This window comes from Microcoleus sp. Z1_A1, assembly GCF_036700305.1.
Lineage (GTDB): Bacteria > Cyanobacteriota > Cyanobacteriia > Cyanobacteriales > Microcoleaceae > Microcoleus.
In genome coordinates, this window is the sequence record NZ_JAUBOR010000027.1 from 43,799 (window position 1) to 64,342 (window position 20,544).

Annotated in this window: 14 protein-coding genes and 1 pseudogene; 5 read left to right on the plus strand and 10 right to left on the minus strand. The window is 46.3% G+C overall.

What is annotated here, in order from left to right:
• Nucleotides 1-44 precede the first annotated feature (44 nt).
• Nucleotides 45-603 (plus strand): annotated as a pseudogene (locus QT973_RS18145) (hypothetical protein); the annotation flags it as partial.
• A 562-nt stretch (nucleotides 604-1,165) separates the two neighbouring features.
• On the opposite strand, the gene QT973_RS18150 reads toward QT973_RS18145, so the two are convergent.
• From QT973_RS18150 to QT973_RS18170, 5 genes are all read right to left on the minus strand, one after another.
• The gene (locus QT973_RS18150) at nucleotides 1,166-2,011 is read right to left on the minus strand and encodes a nitrate ABC transporter ATP-binding protein (protein WP_333312668.1); all 846 of its coding nucleotides are present in this window, start codon (nucleotides 2,009-2,011) and stop codon (nucleotides 1,166-1,168) included.
• Between the two features lie 296 nt (nucleotides 2,012-2,307).
• The gene (locus QT973_RS18155) at nucleotides 2,308-4,308 is read right to left on the minus strand and encodes a nitrate ABC transporter ATP-binding protein (RefSeq protein WP_333391870.1); all 2,001 of its coding nucleotides are present in this window, start codon (nucleotides 4,306-4,308) and stop codon (nucleotides 2,308-2,310) included.
• 373 nt (nucleotides 4,309-4,681) lie between these two features.
• Nucleotides 4,682-5,527: a nitrate ABC transporter permease gene (gene ntrB / locus QT973_RS18160; RefSeq protein WP_333391872.1), complete on the minus strand. Its 846-nt coding sequence runs from the start codon at nucleotides 5,525-5,527 to the stop codon at nucleotides 4,682-4,684.
• An 80-nt stretch (nucleotides 5,528-5,607) separates the two neighbouring features.
• Nucleotides 5,608-7,020, minus strand: a complete 1,413-nt coding sequence (locus tag QT973_RS18165; RefSeq protein ID WP_333263242.1) for a CmpA/NrtA family ABC transporter substrate-binding protein — start codon at nucleotides 7,018-7,020, stop codon at nucleotides 5,608-5,610.
• A 758-nt stretch (nucleotides 7,021-7,778) separates the two neighbouring features.
• Nucleotides 7,779-10,544 carry an HAD-IC family P-type ATPase gene (locus tag QT973_RS18170; protein ID WP_333391874.1) on the minus strand — a complete coding sequence of 922 codons (2,766 nt, stop codon included), beginning with the start codon at nucleotides 10,542-10,544 and terminating at the stop codon, nucleotides 7,779-7,781.
• A gap of 400 nt (nucleotides 10,545-10,944) precedes the next feature.
• Here QT973_RS18170 and QT973_RS18175 point away from each other — a divergent pair, with 400 nt between their 5' ends.
• A complete protein-coding gene (locus tag QT973_RS18175) occupies nucleotides 10,945-11,967 on the plus strand; it encodes a cysteine peptidase family C39 domain-containing protein (protein WP_333055903.1) in 1,023 nt (340 codons plus the stop codon).
• A gap of 422 nt (nucleotides 11,968-12,389) precedes the next feature.
• Here the strand turns inward: QT973_RS18175 and QT973_RS18180 are convergent, their stop codons facing one another.
• Together QT973_RS18180 and QT973_RS18185 are read right to left on the minus strand one after the other, a co-directional pair.
• Nucleotides 12,390-12,878, minus strand: coding sequence for a hypothetical protein (locus QT973_RS18180; protein WP_333055902.1), 489 nt, complete (start codon nucleotides 12,876-12,878; stop codon nucleotides 12,390-12,392).
• 296 nt (nucleotides 12,879-13,174) lie between these two features.
• Nucleotides 13,175-14,203 carry an isochorismatase gene (locus QT973_RS18185; RefSeq protein WP_333274347.1) on the minus strand — a complete coding sequence of 343 codons (1,029 nt, stop codon included), beginning with the start codon at nucleotides 14,201-14,203 and terminating at the stop codon, nucleotides 13,175-13,177.
• Between the two features lie 77 nt (nucleotides 14,204-14,280).
• On the opposite strand from QT973_RS18185, the gene QT973_RS18190 reads away from it, so the two are divergent.
• Nucleotides 14,281-15,012, plus strand: a complete 732-nt coding sequence (locus tag QT973_RS18190; protein WP_333055899.1) for a TVP38/TMEM64 family protein — start codon at nucleotides 14,281-14,283, stop codon at nucleotides 15,010-15,012.
• A 16-nt stretch (nucleotides 15,013-15,028) separates the two neighbouring features.
• The gene (locus QT973_RS18195) at nucleotides 15,029-16,564 is read left to right on the plus strand and encodes a mercuric reductase (protein WP_333055898.1); all 1,536 of its coding nucleotides are present in this window, start codon (nucleotides 15,029-15,031) and stop codon (nucleotides 16,562-16,564) included.
• A 253-nt stretch (nucleotides 16,565-16,817) separates the two neighbouring features.
• Here QT973_RS18195 and QT973_RS18200 read toward each other — a convergent pair whose 3' ends face one another.
• The 3 genes from QT973_RS18200 to QT973_RS18210 form a co-directional block, all read right to left on the minus strand.
• A complete protein-coding gene (locus QT973_RS18200; RefSeq protein WP_333055897.1) occupies nucleotides 16,818-17,402 on the minus strand; it encodes a Uma2 family endonuclease in 585 nt (194 codons plus the stop codon).
• Nucleotides 17,403-17,472: 70 nt separating this feature from the next.
• The gene (locus QT973_RS18205; protein WP_333208132.1) at nucleotides 17,473-18,321 is read right to left on the minus strand and encodes a phosphatase domain-containing protein; all 849 of its coding nucleotides are present in this window, start codon (nucleotides 18,319-18,321) and stop codon (nucleotides 17,473-17,475) included.
• Nucleotides 18,322-18,622: 301 nt separating this feature from the next.
• Nucleotides 18,623-19,708, minus strand: a complete 1,086-nt coding sequence (locus QT973_RS18210; protein WP_333055895.1) for a T4 RnlA family RNA ligase — start codon at nucleotides 19,706-19,708, stop codon at nucleotides 18,623-18,625.
• Nucleotides 19,709-19,900: 192 nt separating this feature from the next.
• Here QT973_RS18210 and QT973_RS18215 point away from each other — a divergent pair, with 192 nt between their 5' ends.
• Nucleotides 19,901-20,461: a hypothetical protein gene (locus QT973_RS18215; RefSeq protein WP_333055894.1), complete on the plus strand. Its 561-nt coding sequence runs from the start codon at nucleotides 19,901-19,903 to the stop codon at nucleotides 20,459-20,461.
• Nucleotides 20,462-20,544: the final 83 nt, after the last annotated feature.

A 20,544-nucleotide genomic window follows, 5' to 3' on the forward strand; every position in this document is an offset into this window, starting at 1 on the left:
TGAATTCAAATTGCTATAAATATAGTTAAAGGAGGTCGTGCCATGACAGCAACCACCGCTTGCACGCCGAAGGAAAACCAGCGGTACAATTGGCCGACGGTGTTTCGATTTATGCCTATCACGGCGTGATTTTACCCGAATGGTAAGGTAGCCTGCACCCGCACCAGTCGCAGTCTAAGGAATGAGAATTAAATAACTTCCACAAGATTGTGGGATGGGCGTCCCACAATAACAATTAAAAGTGTAAGTTATTTAATTCGCGATCCTAAGTGGGTGTTGAAGGAACAGAATGCAGAAATTCGGCGCGGGTTAATTCAGGGAATTACTTACGATCGCATAATTCAAGAATTCGCGGTGACAGAATTAGATAGTTGGCAGGAATACACTTTATTAAGCATCGAGTTTGACGATGATTTTGATCGGGTGAATAGTGCAAATCCTGTTTATTTGTTAAAAATGACTTGTCCAAGTACGGGATTTATTCACGCTTTGCGAGTGCCGCCTGATGTGCGATCCTCTTCGAGGGCTTCGCTAACGGCTAAAGAGGCAATTCGCTGGGTAAATTGGGGAATCGATCCAGAGGAGTTTTCCGTGCAAACCTGAGTGATACCAATTGTTAAAAGTCACAGAACCCCGCGCCACAGTTAGGATCAGCCGTTTCCCTACCCGATCGTCTGTACTTCACTCCACTGAAAACCGCTATATTGACAACAGCCTTAACCCATGAAACACCGATAAACGTTCCCGCAGTGTGCCACTTCCAAGGGTGGAATGTACCAACCACCGATCGCCCACAAACGGTTAATAACATCAAGAAGAAGCCCACCCTCGGATCGAAGGTGGGCTCTGTTCATGCCAGCTTACCGACAGCTAGGCAATCGGGTCTCTTCGCTGGTAGACGTAAAATATCGGAAAAAGATCCGAACGTCTGAAAAAACTTCTCGCCCACCATTAAGCTTCAGTTTACCCAACCGGATCGGGAAAATTGCGCCCGCAGCGCTGTTCCCCTGAAATCGGGGAACACTGGGGCTTCAACTTTTCAATAGACTTTTGCAAAAAAAGTAAGTCAAGGGCCTGCAGGATGCCTAAAACCACCTTCCCACAAGAATTAAAATTGTTCGAGAAGTCTCATAATTCTCCTCTTTAACTTTGATTTCCCAACCGATTAGGCATCGTGATCGTGTGCAAAACGACGGAACAGGAAATCTAGGGCGTAGTTCCGCAAATTGTAGTATTCTGGATCTTCCATCATTTGAACCCGATCGCGCGGACGCGGAAAAGGAATCTCCAAAACTTCGCCAATTGTCGCCGCCGGGCCATTAGTCATCATCACCAGTCGATCGGCCAAAAACAGCGCTTCATCAATATCGTGAGTAATCATCAACACCGTACAGCGGTGATCGTTCCAGATTTTCAGCAACTCTTCTTGCAATTCCTCCTTAGTAATTGCGTCCAGAGCACCAAAAGGTTCGTCTAAAATCAACACTTTCGGGCGAATTGCCAAGGCGCGGGCGATCGAAACCCGCTGCTTCATCCCCCCCGAAATTTGCGGCGGTCTTTTCTGGGCAGCTTCAGTCAACCCCACCATCGCCAAATGCTCGTTGACGATCGCATTTTTTTCCACCTTCGACTTATTCGGAAATACAGCATTAACCGCCAGATAAACATTTTCAAACACCGTCCGCCAAGGCAGCAAAGCGTAACCCTGAAACACCACCATGCGATCGGGGCCCGGCTTCTCAATTTTTTGCCCGCTAATTCTGACGCTGCCTTGAGTCGGATGGCTAAAACCCGACACCATATTCAACAGCGTTGACTTGCCACAACCCGAGTGTCCGATCAGCGTAATAAACTCTCCCTCAGCTACAGTCAAGTTAACGTTTTCTAAAGCCTTGTAACCATTTGGGTATGATTTGTGAACATTTTCCATCACCAAAAAAGGCTTCCGGCGATCTTTCTTAGACTTGATTTGGGTTTTGGTATTCGTCTGGTTTGTAGTGGTGTTGAGCATAATTTGGGAACTTGTTAGTGGGTTATTGGCAATTGCGAATAATGGAATTTTGAACGGTGAGTTGCGATTTGAGACTACTTAAATCCTCTGTTTTTCTCGTTTGTATTGAAGTCTCCTTTCCCCTAAATCCCCCTGGTTGTTGGGGAGTAGGGGTTGACTTTGAACTCTCTTTTTCCCCTTTTTTAGGGAGACTTTGAACTCTCTTGTTCCCCCCTTGTTAAGGGGGGTTAGGGGGGATCTTCGGGTTTAAAAATATCCCCTAGAGAGAATCGAGTTGCTCATCGTCAGACGCAACTCTAAGCAACTCTACGGTCGGAATCAAGTACAACTTCCGCCATCGTGAAATCGCGTTTAATCGCCAGACTGTTGAGATAGCCGATCGGATCGTCTGCATTAAACACCGAGCCGTCAAACAAGCTGAGAGAACCGCGAGTGTAAGTAATATCCGACATCCCCAACTCTCGCGCTGCGGTGCTGAACGGGCCAACCCGCACCATCCGCTCCAGAATTTCCACCCAGTTGCGCGGGAACACGGTATCGCCCCAGCGCGCCATCTGCACCATGTGCCACAACTGTTCGGTACGGCTCGGACGGTTCACCCCCTCTCCGCTGAACAAGTGGTGGGCGTATTCCCGCATCGGAGTATCCAGGTTGCAAGCACCAGAGCCGGGATCGCCAATTTGAATGTAATTCTGGTCAGTACCGATGTACTCCCGTCCCGCGATAATTTCGGCAACCTCGGCGGCGCGAGCCGGATTGGCGCAGTATTGGCAAGCTTCCAGCAAAGCTTTGATCAGAGCGATGTGAGTGTTGGGATAAGCAGCCGCCCACTCTTCCCGCACTCCCAGAATTTTCGCGGGGTGTCCCGGCCACAGTTCCAAATCTGTAGCTACCGTAAAGCCGACTCCTTCCATCGAGGCCCGCAAGTTCCAAGGTTCGCCGACGCAGAAACCGTCAATAGTGCCACCCTGCAAGTCCACGATCATTTGAGCCGGTGGGATATTTTTCAGCAGCACATCGCGATCCGGGTCAATGCCGCCGGAAGCCAGCCAGTAACGCAGCAACAGGTTGTGCATCGAAGAAGGGTGAACGATGCCCATGCGGTGCGTTTGCGCTGGCGTTCTCTGGAGCATTTTTTTAAAGTCTGCCAGAGTGTAGATTCCTTGGTCGTAAAAGCGCCTCGCCAGGGTAATTCCGTTGCCATTGCGGCTCATGGTGAGGGCTGTAACCGTTGGAATCGGCTGCTCTTGGTGGCCCCCCAAGCTCAACCACATCGCCATCCCAGAGGGCATTTGGGCTGCGTCTAAGTAACCTGCGGCGATGCCGTCTACGATGCCGCGCCAGCTTGTTTCCCGCACGAGGTGGACTTCATCGAGGCCGTGCTTGGCAAAAAAGCCTTTTTCTTTGGCGACAGCTAGGGGAGCACAGGCTGCGAGGGGAATAAAGCCGAGTTCGAGGTTGACTTTTTCCAGGCCGTGGCGGGCGATCGCGGGTACTTTCCGCGCCCGCAGTTTTTTGACGCGCTTCTGCTGGTTGAGGAAGTAAATCATTTCGCTACGTAGAGCGTAGTAGCTGGGGTGTGAGACTACTTCCATCCGCTTGCGGGGGCGGGGGATGTCTACTTCGAGAATGCCGCCAATCTTCGATTCTGGGCCGTTGGTGAGCATGACGATGCGATCGCTCAGCAAGACTGCCTCATCCACATCGTGCGTTACCATCAGGGCGCTGATTTCGTACTCTTGGCAAATTTCCATCAACTTTTCTTGCAAGTTGCCGCGAGTCAAAGCATCCAAAGCGCCGAAGGGTTCGTCTAGAAGTAACAGTTTGGGGCGCAGGGCCAGAGCACGGGCGATCGCCACGCGCTGTTTTTGTCCCCCTGATAGCAATGCAGGTTGTTTTTCGGCGTGGGGAGTTAAGCCCACCATGTCGATGTGTTTTTGAATGATTTCGAGGCGTTCGGCTTTGGGTAAGCCACTCATTACCGAGTCTACGGCTAGGGTAATGTTTTCTCTGACCGTCCGCCAAGGTAGCAGGGAATAGTTTTGGAATACTACCATGCGATCGGGGCCTGGTTGGGTGATTCTTTGTCCTTCAATTGTCACCAATCCTTCTGTCGGCAAATCCAAACCTGCCACCATATTTAGCAGCGTAGATTTGCCGCAGCCGGAGTGTCCGATTAAGGAAATAAATTCGCCTTTTTCAATTTCCAGATCGATGCCTTTGAGAGCAACGTATGTGCCGCCGTCTGATAAATTAAATACTTTTTCCAGTTGTTCTATTTCAATCAAAATAGACATGATTTTCTTGCCTTTTTTGTAGGTTTGTTATTTCGCTAAATATTGATTGTTGACTGTTGACTGTTGACTGTTTGCTGTTCGCTGTTTGCTGTGGACTGTTCGCTGTTGATATATAATAGCGGTTCTCAAAAAAGTGAGGTATGCCCACGGAGGCCTATTCCCTATGCCCATGAGTACCTCATCTTTCTGAGAAAGGCTATATAACAGCTAATAGTTAATAGTTAATACATTCCTGGATGGCTAAAACTGGTCTTTAAACTAACCAAAATACTTTGTTTAATCCCTCAACCATAGTTTAAGAAACTGGTTTCATAGCCTCGGACTTCGTAATTACTGTAACAGTCAACAGTCAACCGTTAACCCATCGAATTGGCTACTTTCCTTGAGATGGAGCAATTTTTTGCTGCAACCAAGCCATCATGCGATCGAGCAGCAAACCAACAGCCCCGATGTAGACTACAGCTAACAAAATTTCGCTGATGTAGTTTTGCTGGTAAGCGTTCCAAATAAAGAAGCCGATACCTGTAATCCCGGACATCACAATTTCCGCAGCGATAATTGCCAACCAAGCCAAACCGATCGCAATTCTCAATCCTGTGAAGATGTAAGGAAGTGCCGACGGAAACAAGATATTGAGGTAATACTCTTTCCGAGTAAGTTGCAGCACTTTCGCAACGTTGTTATAGTCGTCTGGAATTTGGCGCACACCTTCAGCCGTGTTGATCAAAATCGGCCAAACTGAAGTGATAAAAATCACGAACAAAGCAGCAGGTTCGTTTTGTTGCAGTGCAGCCAGGGCGATCGGCACCCAAGCCAAAGGAGCCACCATCCGCAAAAACTGAAAAAGCGGATCTAAAGCCTTATTTAGAAAAGGATTTGTACCTACCACAACCCCCATGCCAATTCCCACAGCCGCGGCGAGAGTATAGCCTTTTGCCACCCGTTCCAAACTAGCTAAAGTTTGCCAAAATAGTCCGACTCCGTAGGTTTTGGAGTTCATGAAAGGATACATCAGCAAAATCCGCGTCCGTTCATCTGTCCAAACGCTTGTCGGCCCCGGCAATTTAATAATTCCAGAACTTGACAGGAATTGCCAAACAAACAGAAATCCAATTACCCCCAAGATTGGCGGCAATATATTCGGGGAATTCTTCTTCCAAAACTCGCCCAGCGCCGCTTGCGGAGCGGCTCCACCTCTCCGACTTGTACTTACAGCCATCCTGCTTATCTCCTCTGTTTCTGCGGTGTTTTCTTTCGAGAGTAAATTTTCGAGGCTAAATTATGGGAAGCTTTTACCCATCACACTTTTTTAATCGCCAAACTGCTCAGATAAGCTTCGGGCTGATCCGGGTTGAATTCTTTGCCGTCAAAGAACTTCTCAATACCGCGAGACGTACTTTTCGGAATATCAGCATCAGCAACTCCGGCTAATTTGGCTGCTGCTTTCCACAAATCTTCGCGGTTGACTTTATCGATGAGTGTCTTTTTGTCTGCCAAGGTTTTTGTTGGCAAGAAACCCCAGCGAACGCTTTCGGTTAAGAACCACAAATCGTGGCTCTTGTAGGGATAAGAAACGTTGCCGACACCATCGTTCCAGTATAGGGGGCTGCTCTTGAAGTCGTTGATGTCGGGTTTGCCGTCGCCCATGACATACTTGCCTTCATAGGGAGGAGTCAAAACAGCCGGAGATACGTCAAAGAAGTTTTTGCCCGAAACAATGGCAACTAATTCGGCGCGATTTTCTGGCTTGTCGCACCACTGTTGCGCTTCGATGATTGCTGCTATCACGGCTTCTGTGGCTTTCGGGTGTTTGTCCACCCAGTCGCCGCGAATGGCTAAATATTCCTCTGGATGTGCTTTCCAGATTTCGCCAGTCAGGGCTGACATGAAGCCGATGTTTTCTTTGACAATCCGCAAAGGCCAGGGATCGCCGGTGCTGAAAGCGTCCATACTTCCGGTTTTCATGTTGGCCACGGTTTGGGCAGCCGGTACTGTTAGCAAGCTGACATCTGTATCGGGATTGATGCCGTTAGCTGCAAGCCAGTAGCGAATCCACAAGTCTTGGTTGGCTTTGGGAAAGGTGTAGGCTGCTTTGAAGGGGGTGCCTGCTTGCGCCAAACCTTTGATGTAGTCTTGGGCTGCTTGGTCTAGTTTGAGTCCGAGGCCTTTGCCTTGGTGTTTGCCCGCGATCGCAATTCCATTTCCGTGAGTGTTCAACTGGGCTAGAACATACATCGGGATTTGGACGCTGTTTTTGGTGATCAGGCCTTGACTAATTTGATAAGGCATCGGCATTTGCCACTGGCCGCCGTCTATGCCGCCGCCGGCCGATCCGATTTCTACGTTATCTCTGGCCGAACCCCAGTTGGCTTGCTTGGCAACTGTCACCTCAGTCATGCCGTATTTGGCAAAAAAGCCTTTTTCTTGGGCAATGATTAAAGGTGCTGCTTCGACGATCGGGATGTATCCCAATGCGATTTTAGTGCTTTCAATTCCTTCTACTCTTTTCTCGTTGGCCACAGCAACTGCTGATGTTGCCACCGGCACTGCCCCGCCACCAGCAGTGGCTCCACCACCGCCAGCACTAGCACCCGGTTCGGGAGGATTTCCCAAACAGCCTTTGAGCAGTATTGAACTGACTGCAGATGCACCTGCTGTAACGATAAATTTACGCCGAGAAAGCGCAGAAAATTCATCTGAAAATCTTGTCATAGTCTAGCCTCGCTGCAATTCATAATCTTCTGTAACAACATTCACTGAAGTTTATCAAGGCGCTTTTTTGCTGTTCGCTAATTGGGTTTAGCTAACTGTTTTGAGCGCTCCTTGGCAGGAGGGAGCAAAAGATTTATCGCTAGTATAATTCTTTAAACTATCCCTGCTGATTTGACTGGTTTGATTAATATCGATATTTCGATCGGCCCAGTTGTGTGAGGTGGCAAAAAGCGAGCAGCACATTTTCTTGGCTTCATTATTAGCTTACCGTACTCTTCCGGAAATTGTAAAACAATTATTAAATTTGATTGATAAGTAAAACTTTTCTAGTAATGGTATCGATAAGGAAGGGTTGGGAAGGGCGATCGGGTTTGCTTATCAAAACTGGTTCAAACCAAGGCTTCCAGGGTAAAGGTTGTAGCGAAGGGCGATCGGGCAGCCTTCAACTGTATTGTCAATAAGTTGCAAACATCGCAGCCACCGCACATTTACTTTGTTAATATACGTCTATATTTTTTTTAGAAAATTGTAGTTTATTATACAGAAATAATAAACTTTTTAGGATTCGGCTGTTTTAAAAGGCTTAACTGGTTTTCATTGGACTAAAATTGGCGCTTAATCGTAAGTGATTTACCGGATAGGATATGACGTGCGCTTTCAGGTTCGATTTCTGTAATACCGAGAAACCGGGTTTCTTCAAGAAACCCGGTTTCTAAGCACCCGAAATTACTAATCGATCGCAGTACCTACAAGTTCGATTAGTTGGGCGGGTCAAAGCGGTTGACGGAGAGAGCAACACCGATCATCGGCAGAGCGACACCGAAGCAAATCAGCCACTGATCCAGATTCATCGGAGCCGTCTCAAATATGCTATTGACAAATGGAGAATTAGCAAAGATGATCTGCAAAATCACCGCCACGACAATTCCCACACCGAGGGCGGGAGCACCGCTAACTTCTTCCTTAGATCCGCTAAATTTAGCCATCAAAGAAGGCAACAACTGGCTGAGGCTCAACAGGTAAAAAATTCTCCCCATTACCAAGGCTTGAATCGCCATCGTGCGGGCGAGTTGGATCGTTCCCCACTCGGCTTGGCGCACCCATTCAAACATTCCGAAAATCAAAGTCCAGTTGTAAAGAGAAATAGCGATAATTCGCTTGATTCGATTTGGAGTCAGCAAAGGTTCGTTTGCCGATCGCGGTTGTTGTTTCATCACTCCCGGTGACTTGGGCTCGAAAGCAAGCGGCACAGTCATCGTAATTGAGTTGAGCATATTCAACCAGAGAATTTGTAGCGACAAAATCGGCAATTCTCGACCGAGGAGGGTGCTGAGCAAAATTGTCATCGATTCTCCGCCGTTGACTGGGAGAATGAAGCTGATTGCTTTGAGCAGATTTTTGTAAACCGATCGCCCTTCTTCGACAGCAGATTCGATCGACGCAAAGTTATCATCGGTAAGAATCATGTCGGCGGCTTCCTTAGAAACCTCCGTACCGCTGCCCATCGCAATCCCGATATCCGCTTGTTTCAGCGCCGGCGCGTCGTTAACGCCGTCTCCCGTCATCGCCACAATTTCGCCTTGATTTTGCAAAGCTTCTACGAGGCGGAGTTTTTGTTCTGGGGCGACGCGGGCAAAAACTGAGCCGGCTTCTACGGCTTCGCCGAGTTCCTGCTTGCTCATGGAGGCGAGCTCGGCGCCGGTGTAGGCTACAAGTTCTCTGTGGTGTTTAGTTTTGCGGAATCCCATGCGGCGGGCGATCGCCTTGGCTGTAGCTATGTGGTCGCCGGTAATCATTTTGACTTGGATGCCGGCGGTTTGACAAGCTTGGACGGCTGCGATCGCTTCTGCCCGCGGCGGGTCAATCATGCCTTGCAGTCCCAAGAAAACCAGCCCTGACTCCAAATCCGAGTGATCGACGGAATTTTGGCTTTGCGGTACTGGCTTTTTCGCTAAAGCCAAGACGCGCAAGCCTTGATGCGCCATTTCATCGACTTGGTGGTGGATTTGTTCGCGATCGACTTCTACCGGATTTCCTTGGGTATCGAGACTGGAACCGCAGCGGCCGAGAATTGATTCTACTGAACCTTTGACGTACAAAATTTTGCCACTGGGAGTTCGGTGCAGCGTCGCCATGTATTGAAACTGAGATTCAAAGGGAATTGAATCCAGCCGCTGCATTGATTTGGACAAAGCTTGCTGACTCAATTCGGCTTTTTTGCCCGCAGCAATTAACGCTCCTTCTGTCGGATCTCCGACGACTATCCAATTATCGTCTTTGAATTCCAACTGAGAGTCGTTGCAAAGGAGTCCAGCTTGCAAACATTCTTGCAAAGTTGGAGCTTGGCTGACAGTAATTGGCAGTTGGTTGAGTTGAATTTCACCTTCGGGGCTGTATCCCGTACCCGTAACTGAGTAGGATGCGCCGCCAGAATAGATTTCTTGCACCGTCATCTGGTTTTCCGTCAAAGTTCCAGTTTTGTCGGAACAGATGACTGTAGCGCCGCCTAGGGTCTCTACAGCGGGCAATTTGCGGACGATCGCGTGGCGATTTGCCATCCGGGAAACGCCTACGGCTAGGGTGACGGTGATGACGGCGGGTAAGCCTTCGGGAATTGCGCCGACAATCAGGGCGACTGCGGGTTCGACTGCTTCTTTAAAGGCTGAAACTCCCTCTGGGACAGGTCTGCCCAATCTGACGGCGAAGGTCAAGGTTGCCATTCCCAACACGAATAACAGCCAGTTTTGACTGAATTGGTTGAATTTGCGGGTTAAGGGGGTGGTGAGGTCGATGTGCCGATCTAATAGTTGGGAGATTTTGCCGGTTTCGGTTTTATTGGCGATCGCAATTACGATGCCGCTACCTTGGCCAAAAGTGACAAAACTGCCGGCATAGGCCATGTTATCCCGTTCTGCTAGTGGCGTTTCTTTTGGCAGAACTATGTCTCCAGATTGTCCTAATTCTTTTTCGACAGCAACTGATTCCCCGGTGAGTCCCGATTCGTCGATTTGCAAGTCGCGGACTTTCACTAAGCGCAAGTCTGCCGGTACTTTGTCGCCGGAAGTCAGGGTTACTAAGTCGCCAACAACGAGTTCTTTGGAGGGAATTTTTAATTTTTTGCCGCCCCGAATAACTGTGGCTTCAGTGGTGACAGCTTGGGCGAGGGCTTCAATTTTTTTCTCGGCTCCAGCTTCTTGGATGAAACTAATAGTAGCGTTTGTGGTTGTTACGCCCCAAATTACGCTAGCGTTTAGCCATTCTCCGATCACTGCTTTGATTAAACCTGCACTCAGCAAGATGATCAGGAGGGGTTGGTTAAATTGCAGGATAAATTTTAACCAGGCTGGTTTCCCTGCTTTAACTGTTAGTTCGTTGGGCCCGAATTTCTGTTGGCGATGGTTGGCTTCTGTCGGTTCTAAACCGCTTTCCAGGTTGGTTTCTAAGATAGTTGCAACCTTGGATATTTCTAGGTAGTGCCAATATTGCTCTGCTACGTCTACATCGTTGGCGGATCTTGATGGCATTATTCTTCCTGAATATTGGGGGTGTGTGAGGAGCTTCGATCGCTCTTTAATAGGCACGCTAAATACAACTCAGCGCTCGTTGGAGCGTGAATATATTGAGCGGCTTAATTGTTTGTTGATTACTTTAACGGGCTGTGACTTACATCTATATTACAACGGATGTGGCCGTTTGTGGCAAGAGATGTGGGGAATTTTTTTCGGTGCTAAATCTGGTTTGGGACTTGGTGGCTAAGGTGGGGAAAAGTCGATCGAATCCCTTGACATTTTGCAAGTTTTAGGTGTGGTTGAAGAAAGGGAGGACACGGAAGTCACGGATAGACGGATTCATTATTGAACACGAGTCAGGAGTTATCGATCGCAGAAATGTTACAACCTAGTTAAGCAACAAAATTTTGAGTTCATGGAAATAGTAGTGACGCTGGTGCTGGGTTCAGTGCTGTTTGTCTGGGGAATGCGGTTCGGGCGGGTGTTAGTTCGATCGGGAGTGACGGCTAACGACTTGTTTAAGGGCAGAAATTCGATCGCCCTGCTGTTTTTGGGTTTTTATATTGCCTTGCTGCTACTGGCTCTAAATATGCCTCAAATGCCTGTTTTGCCGATCGAGTGGCGCTTTCACGGGATGCGAGTTACTTGGACTTTGCTCAGAGTGATGCTGATGGGAGTCTGCGGTATTGGGTTTAGTATAAGTTGGTTGACAGCGCGATCGCAAGTAATCGCAGTAATTTTAATTGGCTTGTTGGGATTGGGAGGATTTACAGGCGCTGAAAACTATTTTCTGGCGCCAATTTACGCTGATTTAATAGATAATTTGCGGCCAAACGGTGTATTTCGGCAAACATCTAACAGCAGTTGCGCGCCGGCGGCGCTAGCAACAGTGTTAAGGCGTTGGGGGATGGATGCGACGGAATCGAGTGTAGCTAGAGAGGCCGGCACGAGTCGCTTGGGAACTTCCATGCCACAGTTAATTATAGCAGCAAGAGCTTTGGGCGTAAATGCGATCGAACTAACGCCAACTTGGGAGCAAATTCAGCAAATTAATCGCCCCGGAGTGCTAGCAGTTTGGCTATTTGACGGCCCTCGGAAGCTACCCCACGCGGTCGCTTTGCTGGGAATGAATGACAGTGTAGCTGTCATTGGAGACCCGGCGCGGGGCAGGATTTTCTATTTAGATAGGGCAACTTTTGCCAAAGTTTGGCGCGATCAATACGTGCCGATTTTCCGGTCTGCTGATATCTTGTTAAGCAATCAGCAAGCTATTGACTATTTGAGTAAATTAGGATATAATGGCGGCAATTTAAAAGCAGATATCGAGCGCTTTCAAAAAGACAAAAAATTGCAAGTCAGCGGCAACTTAGACCGGATGACTGAGTTAATGTTGAGCGGCAGTTTTTTGGAAGAAGTCCCCAGATTGGATGGGAAATAGTTATTAAGGAATGAGAATTAAATAACTTCCACAATAACAATTAAAATTGTAAGTTATTTAATTAGCGATCCTAAAAATCATCAAGCGCCGAGGCACTCTTGACCAACAGAAAATAGGAATCATGCGGTTTTTTTTCAAACAATCTTTGAGTCATATTATGTTCGGTATATTACCCCTAATACCGTAGGGGTTCCCCTCACGGAAAATATCTGCTAATAATTGACAATCTCAAAAACCCGCCCTTTTAATCGCTCGATCGCACATGATATCATCCGTTCCTAGCGATCGCAAATATTCGATCGCCCCAGCAGATAATCGGCGATCGCACATTGGTAGCGTGGCTGCATGAAATTACCGTAAGCGTAGGCAGTTGCATCTAATTCCTGCTATATTTTTACGGTCGATCGCACCTTGGTCACGCCTCACCGTTTTTGACAGTTGGGAACAGTTGAATCCCTCATTTTAGGCTCAGACAGCTTGACTTCCCATCCAGGTAAATTCCACCAATTAACTCGCTGATTCGGCTGAATCCAAAAGTTTAGTTGTGTAATCTTACCATCCTCAAATCTGAGTGTGGGAAAGGTAGGATAACTGGTATCATCGGTTTCGCGATAAGTGCGTCCCAGGTAATTTAGGCACGTCGTTAATCCCTCATTAATTCCCAATTCTTCCACTCCCGTTCCCTTCAATTTGGCATCATCGTAAGTGAAAGAACCGTTGAATGTATTGCCCGCTAACCCGCCTTTGGTAACAGCGATCGTGAAATCGTAGGTGACGGGAACTGCGTCGGCTTGGGTTGCAGTTACAACTGTGCTCAGAAGAGTCGTGGCGATGGCTACAGAGAGTTTTAAAATTGCTCGCACACTCGCATCCCGAAACAGAACAACACTATAAATTCCGCTTTCAGCCATCGGGAAACTCCTTGATTAAACTTATATAGTCAGTGTGCATTTTGGATATGATATCATAAGCTATCAGTTACAGCATATTCCATGTAGATGTAGAGGGCGAGAAACCGGGTTTCGAGCAACAGAATCAGTAAGGATGGGAGAACTGTAAAGAAACCCGGTTTCTGGGGTATACTTCATCAACCTGGAATACGCTGTAAATGCGATCGCAGCCGAGTGCTAATCGAACAAAAATTACCGCATCTGGTTAATCATGGATACTTTTTTTGCTCTGAAAAACCCCACCTAAAAAAACGTCTTTAATCGCCCAAAATTAACTCAGTAGATTTAACCACATTCATTCCCGCCACCGCAAATTTTTGATAAGCTGCATCGGCTTGTTCCGTGAAATCAACAACACCCGGAACAACCACAGGCGAAGTGCAATCTTCCAGCAAATAAACCTTCTTTGCCAAACTCGGATCTCGCGCCAAAATTTCCGTTAACAAATCATCAATTGTCCAAGCAACGCAGTGACTTTTCGCTTGTCCGGCAATAACTACTGCATCAAAATCGAGTAATTTATCAATAAACTTAGCATTCTTTTCCGCAATCGGATTGCCGTCGAATCCCTCTAAAACTTCCGGCCGCAAAACCGAATAGTTTTCAGTCAGTGGATTCCCGCCTTTGATCTCAAAAAGTGCTTGGCTGTTGCGGGCTATAGTATGAAAAAATACAGCTTCTTCCACCGCAGAAACCAGCGCGTGTCCGATGCCACCTAACATTGAGTGATAGGGCCAAATTGTCAGGGGATATTTCCCATCGGCGCTGAGTTTTTTGACGTAGTGGAAAGCCTGTTTTTCCAGTGCTGAAAAATTAGCCCCGCTGATGCTATCGGCTACGGCGGGATTGACTTTCCAAATGCCTTTTTGGACATCTTCGAGTGTAATAGAAGTTGCGGCTGGTAGGGGGTGTTCGCCAGCTTCGTTTATCCAAAAGATTGGATGAAAAATTTGCATGGCGGTGTGGGTGTCCATTGTCGGCGCAATGGTTGTAATTGCGTTTAAATTGCGATAAATAAATTCGCACAGTCGCAGGTTATCATCAACGGCACCACTACCGGATCGCCCGCCCACAAATAATTCAAACTCGGGCAAGCAAAATGTATTTTGGGCGTCTATTATCAGCAAACAAATCTGATTTTTGTCGCTGGCGGCGGGCGGGATGTTGTGCTGTGTAGCCCAATCTTTCGCTTGGGCGGCGCGTTCTAGGTAGGGTACTCGCCAGACTTCGCCTACTTTTTTGGGGTCGAAATATTCGGGGATTGGAAGTTGGGCTGGTGGTGTCATGACGATCGCTTTTAGGGTTGTTTACAGTAATAATTTAAGTTTGGAGTATAATGCTGATAAATATTTGCGGGTGAATCATGGCAAAAGCACGAATCCAAGATTATGCTAGGGTAAAATTTAAACGCATAGTGTTGTTTTTTTCGATCGCACTTTTGCTCGCTCTCTTAATTGTAGCAACTCGCTCTGCCTACGTTCAAGATGTTTTGAGAACTCTGTTAATGCGGATCGAGGATTTAGGGTGGTGGGGGCCAGTGGCTTTTGTAGCTACTTATAACTTGGCTACTGTGCTGTTTGTACCGGGTTCGGTACTGACGCTGGGAGGGGGAGCGATTTTTGGTCTGTGGTGGGGTTCAGTTTACGTATTTGCGGCGTCCATTTTAGGTGCGGTATTTGCTTTTGCGATCGGGCGCTATTTATGCCGCGATCGCGTGGTAAAATATATGGAATCTCACCCCAAGTTTAAAGCTCTCGATCGCGCAGTTTCCCAACAAGGATTAAAAATAGTTTTTTTGACTCGTCTTTGTCCTTTATTTCCTTTCAATTTATTGAATTACGCTCTAGGAATTACTCAAGTTTCTTTGAAAGATTACGTGCTGGGTTCCTTTGGCATGATACCGGGTACAATTATGTACGTTTACTCCGGTTCTTTGGTGGGAGAGGTTGCTGCGATAGGCACGCAAACTGTGTATGCAAATCCTCAAGATTCCGCCGTAAAATGGTTGATTAATATTATCAGTTTTCTCGCTACTGTCGCTGTTACTGTCTTTATCACTCGGATAGCCAGCAAAGCTTTAGAAAAAAGTATTTAATTAGGAGAATTTGCCAATGTCACAATCAAAAGTCGATCGCGTAACTGTCCCCCCGATGGACGAACACAACCAGAAATTAGTCTCCTATTTGCATCCGCCCGATTGGGTAAATCCGCAGCCTGCTAGTTCTTATAATTTAGTAGTAATTGGCGCGGGGCCCGCTGGATTAATTGTGGCTGCCGGTGCCGCAGGTTTGGGCGCGAAAGTTGCTTTGATTGAAAAACATTTGATGGGCGGCGACTGTTTGAATGTCGGTTGCGTGCCGTCAAAAGCTTTAATTCGAGCGTCTCGCACTGTCGGCGATATCTGGGAAGCAAGTAAATTTGGTGTTAATGTTTCTGACAGTGTAGAAGTGGATTTTGCCGCTGTGATGGAACGGCTGCGCCGCATCAGGGCGGGAATCAGCGATGTTGATTCTGTTCAACGCTACCAAGATAAATTAGGAGTCGATGTTTTTTTAGGTTCTGGTCGTTTTACTAGCAATAATACAGTAGAAGTTGGGGGGCAAACTCTTCGCTTTAAAAAAGCAGTAATTGCCACAGGTGCAAGGGCGCGACAACCACAAATTCCAGGTTTACAAGAAGCTGGATATCTGACAAATGAAACTGTCTTTAACCTGACAGAAAGACCTCAGCGTTTGGCCGTAATTGGCGCAGGGCCGATCGGCTGCGAATTGGCTCAAGCCTTTCGGCGGCTGGGTTCGGAAGTCGTATTGCTGCACAAAAATGCTCAAATTTTAGACAAAGAAGATGCGGAGGCTGCTAAAATCGTGCAGCAGGCTTTTGTACGCGAAGAAATTCAACTAATACTAGAATCCCAAATAGAGCGCGTTGAGAAAACCAATGCAGGCAAAGTAATTTATTATAAATGTCAAGGTAAGGAAGCATCGGTAACAGTAGATGAAATGATTGTGAGTACAGGGCGATCGCCCAACGTCGAAGGATTGAATCTGGAGGCGATCGGCGTCGAATACGATACACAAACAGGCGTATTTGTCAACGACAACTTGCAAACTACTAATCCCCGCATTTATGCCGCCGGCGATATTTGCATGAAACATAAATTTACTCACGCTGCTGATTTTGCCGCGAGAATAGTAATTCAAAACACTCTATTTTTCGGGCGCAAAAAGCTCAGCGCTTTGACGATACCTTGGTGTACTTACACAAACCCGGAAATTGCGCGCGTCGGAATTGGGGAACACGAGGCTAAGGAAAAAGGCATTGATCTCGATACATTTTTAATTCCTTTCAGTCAAGTCGATCGGGCAATTATTGACGGCGAAGAGGAAGGATTTGTGAAAATTCACGTCAAGAAAGGCAGCGATAAAATATTAGGTGCAACTATTGTAGCGCGACACGCTGGGGATATGATAAGCGAAATTACTTTAGCAATGGTTAACAATATTGGTTTGGGAAAGATTGCTAGCACAATTCACCCGTATCCAACACAAGCTGATGCAATTCGGAAAGCGGGAGATGCTTACAATCGCACTCGTTTGACTCCGTTTGTGAAAAATTTGTTTAACCGCTGGCTGGCTTGGACGCGATAGTTTGAACTGTATTGAATCAACACCAGGTACAATTGAACCGTAGGGGCGGGTTCACCAACCATCTATGGAAAAAATTAATAATCTCCTAAACCCGCCCCCACCCGATCGCAAATACAAATTTACCATTAATTTATTGAATCAAATGTTGATGTAAAATTGGGCCGTGGCGGGGCGGGTTTATCAGATTGTTTGATTTCTGTTCGAGATTTCGGTGAACCCGCCCCTACAGAGATTGCGGTTTCAATCTTCCCATTTACGTTTCTGTTTCTGTTTCCAATCCAACACCTTCATACAAAAGTGCGATCGGCAAATCAAACCCAATACTTGATAAAGTGATAATCTCCCCAGCAGTGTAAGAATAGTACAGCCACATTCTCCCCTCTCCCCGACAGTAACGCTCAACAAAAATCTTTTGTGAATCAATCAAGATATACTCTTGCAAAGTCGGAATTTTCAGGTAACAAGTGAATTTTTCATCCCGATCTTTAGCACTTGTACTGGGAGAAAGAACTTCCACAATGATTTTAGGATTCTGAATGAAATTGCGTGAATTAATGTCTTCTGGATCGCAACTGACTATCACATCAGGGTAGTAGTAACGGCTTTGAAAACTGACTTGCAATTTCACGTCTGATACGTTCATCCGACAGCCTGTGGAACGTAGATGCGGGCGCAATGCAGTGTAAAAGTTAAGTGCAATATCGTTATGGGGAATTGTACTACCCGTCATGGCAAAAACTTCGCCGTTGACATATTCGTGGCGAATCTCTTGTTGAGCTTCCCATTCGAGATATTCCTCAACGGTCATTTTTTGGGGTGCTTGGGGAATGGCTACCATAACAATTTTTTTGTCACTGTTACTTTGATTATAGCATTAGGCATGGGACAATTTTCAGAAAAACCATAGGTCAAAAATCCCCTTCATCTACTTGGAATACCGTCAATCCCAAGCCTCTCCACATATCAACAACTTGCTGGCGATCGTCCAAAACAAACTTTATGTTATACTTTCCATCAATATGCTGCCGATAGAATTCATCTTTAATAATCGCATCCTTCCTCATATCTCCCGTTTTCCGCATATAAAGAGCAGCATAATTGACATCGTACTGCTGCAACCATTTTTCAGTTTGAGGTTGACAGTCATCTGTGCGGCCCGACACTACAATAATATGGGCGCTGGTTTGCCACTTGCGAACGGTATCTAAGACGGGCTGATTTGGTAAATCGCGATCGCACGTCGAAGCATCAAAAGGATTTCTACCGTTGAGAAGTGCCAGCGTGCCGTCCATATCAACAATAATTGCATCCGGCAAATCCGGGTTATATTCCGGCGGCACAACGGGAACCCGCACGTACTTATTGTACATCTTCATTATCACATCTTTGCCCACCGAATTAAGCCTTTTCAAATCCCGTTTAATACATTCCTCAACCGGAACTTGTAGGAAAAAATCATTAACTTCGACAACAGCTTTACCTTTAACCAACTCCTTGATATGCTCGATGTGAGGCCCAAAATTAGTATCATCAACAATGACGTGCTTGCCACTTTCCAAAGCCATCAAAATAATCGTATCTCTCAACTGCAAAATAAACTTTTCATTCGCCGGCGACCAATGAGAAGCGTGAGCCATTTCTCTGAGCAAATCTTTATTGCTACGCACCCACTTTGCAGGTTCCGACAGCAGCAATTCCCTAGCAAATTGAGATTTTCCAGAAGCAGGTAAGCCGACAAGTATAATAACTCTTTTCATGGCAATTGGCAATTGGTAATTGGTAATTGGGCATTGGGCATTGGGCATTGGGCATTGTTTAAATACTTAAGCTGTTCTCCATTTAAATTGTGTGTCAAAAATCACTCAAATTATTGTGGGATGGGCACGCGAGCCCGTCCAGAATATGCAATTTAAACGCGCAACAGCTTACCTCTTCATTCCATCCGTTACATCCGTTACATAATCCGTTGCCGAACTTCCCTCTTCCTTCAACATCTGCCTCACGCTCGATCATTAATCCGTGTATCCGTGTCAAAATCCGTGTCGTGCCTTCCTTCTTCTACAAACCTAGATGGAGGTAATCTAAACCCAATAACTCTTCTATCTTATGAATAGTAACATCGCGGAGAGCTTCTTTCACTCCCGCAACTCTTCGGGCCCGCAAAGAAAACAAAATCCCGGAATACGGCAAATGTTTCACAGCTAAGGCAAAATCTTTCTGAACTTCGATATGTTCGTGCTGTCGGTAAACCTCCTCGATTTCTTCAACCAAAGATTGATATTTGTCCTTAACTTGTTGATACAACTCACTCCACTCAGGAAAATAAGCTAAAAACTCTTCTCCTTCATTAGTTATAACAATCTCGATCATCCTGCGGGTAGAAAACCCTTCGCGGAGATGGGAAATCGCGACATATTGCGGAGACTTTACTTTAACTCGGTTGAAATCAGCATCGCAGATAATATACCCTTCCGAATTCATCGGATCTAAATGTTGAGCAGCTTCGATAACTTCTTTCCAGCTAGTTAAAGGATAGGATGCTACCAATTCCCAGCCGTATTTATTAGCCCAAATACTCGGATCTGTTTCTAGCAGCGTTTGAGTGTTGCGAACCCCGTGCAGCACGATTTGATTGTTTTGTTGCTGGACAACTATTCTATTGTAAGGCGTCATCAACTCAAAGATAAAACACTGGTCGGTTTCTTGTGGCAATTGATATCCCAATTCTTGCCAAACTTTCCAAAAAAGTTCGGCAAAGCTGAATCCAAAACCGTTAACTTCGCCGGCGGCGTCGGGAGTGCCACTAGATTGCACTCTCCATTCTCCCTTGTAAAAATACAGTACAGTCAAAGAACCGTCTAGTTTTTGGTAAACTTTGGCATTTGTCCAATCAATTGCAGCGGCGTGAATTTCTCCGTAATTAAAAAATTTGTCGTAGGGATAAGAAACTATCTGCCAATCTTGAGATGAATCTAAAATAATGCCTCGGCACTGCTGGACTATTTTTTCGCCCAGGGGAGATTCTATCTGCGAGTATTTCAGACAGACTAAATCGGGATATTGGCGGTGGCGGGTAACTTTGATATGATAAGTTTCGGACAAAGTTTCCAATCCGTGCTGACGTAAATACTCTTGTAGTTCCACCTTCGATTCCTAAAATTGTCGCCTTTTCTATTTTATCTGTAACTGCATATTTTAGGGAATTTGTAAAAAAAAAGTTAAAGTTGCTTTTTTGCGGAATGCCTATTGGGAGTTTGGTATTTTCGAGTATCGTTGTAAATAGGTGAATGTGCTTCACCGAAAAACAGGACTGTTTCGACATCAGGGAAAAACACAGTGAACAATAAATTATTACTTTTGGCGATTTCGGCGTGTGTATTGACTGCTTTAGTACCTGTATCGCGAGTTTTTGGTGCGTGCGAATTGTCGCAGCTACCGCCGGAAACAAAATCTGTTGCTGTAGCGGGTACGGCTGTTCCGGTAAGTCAAATTTTGCAAAAGTTAAAAGGCAAAACACAAGTACCAATTTTCCTCCCCAGTCGGCTTCCTATTTCGCAGAAGCTTTACTATCAAAGTCAAGCGAAAACGGACAGCTATACTATTTCTATGGAGTATACAGCAGATTGCCGAGGTGCGGGAGCTTGCACTTTTGGGGAAATTCGAGGTCAGAAAGGCGGTGAGTTTTCTACCAAAATAGAAGGGGTAACTAAGACTTTAAAAAATGTTCAACTGGCTGACCGAGTGAAAGGAGTTTATCATAACGGTTGCGGGGCTTACTGCACAGCAACTATCGAGTGGAAAAGTCGGGGTTTTATGTATACCGTAGCCCTTAAGAACGGACGAGAATCTGATTTAATTTTAATAGCAAATTCTGCTATTCTAGCTCGGAAGCGTTAAGTTTTGTAGTGGGGAGGCACAACTTTTATCTGTAGGGTGCTCGGTGCGTACCTGACCGTTATTGTATGATATATCTTAACTCG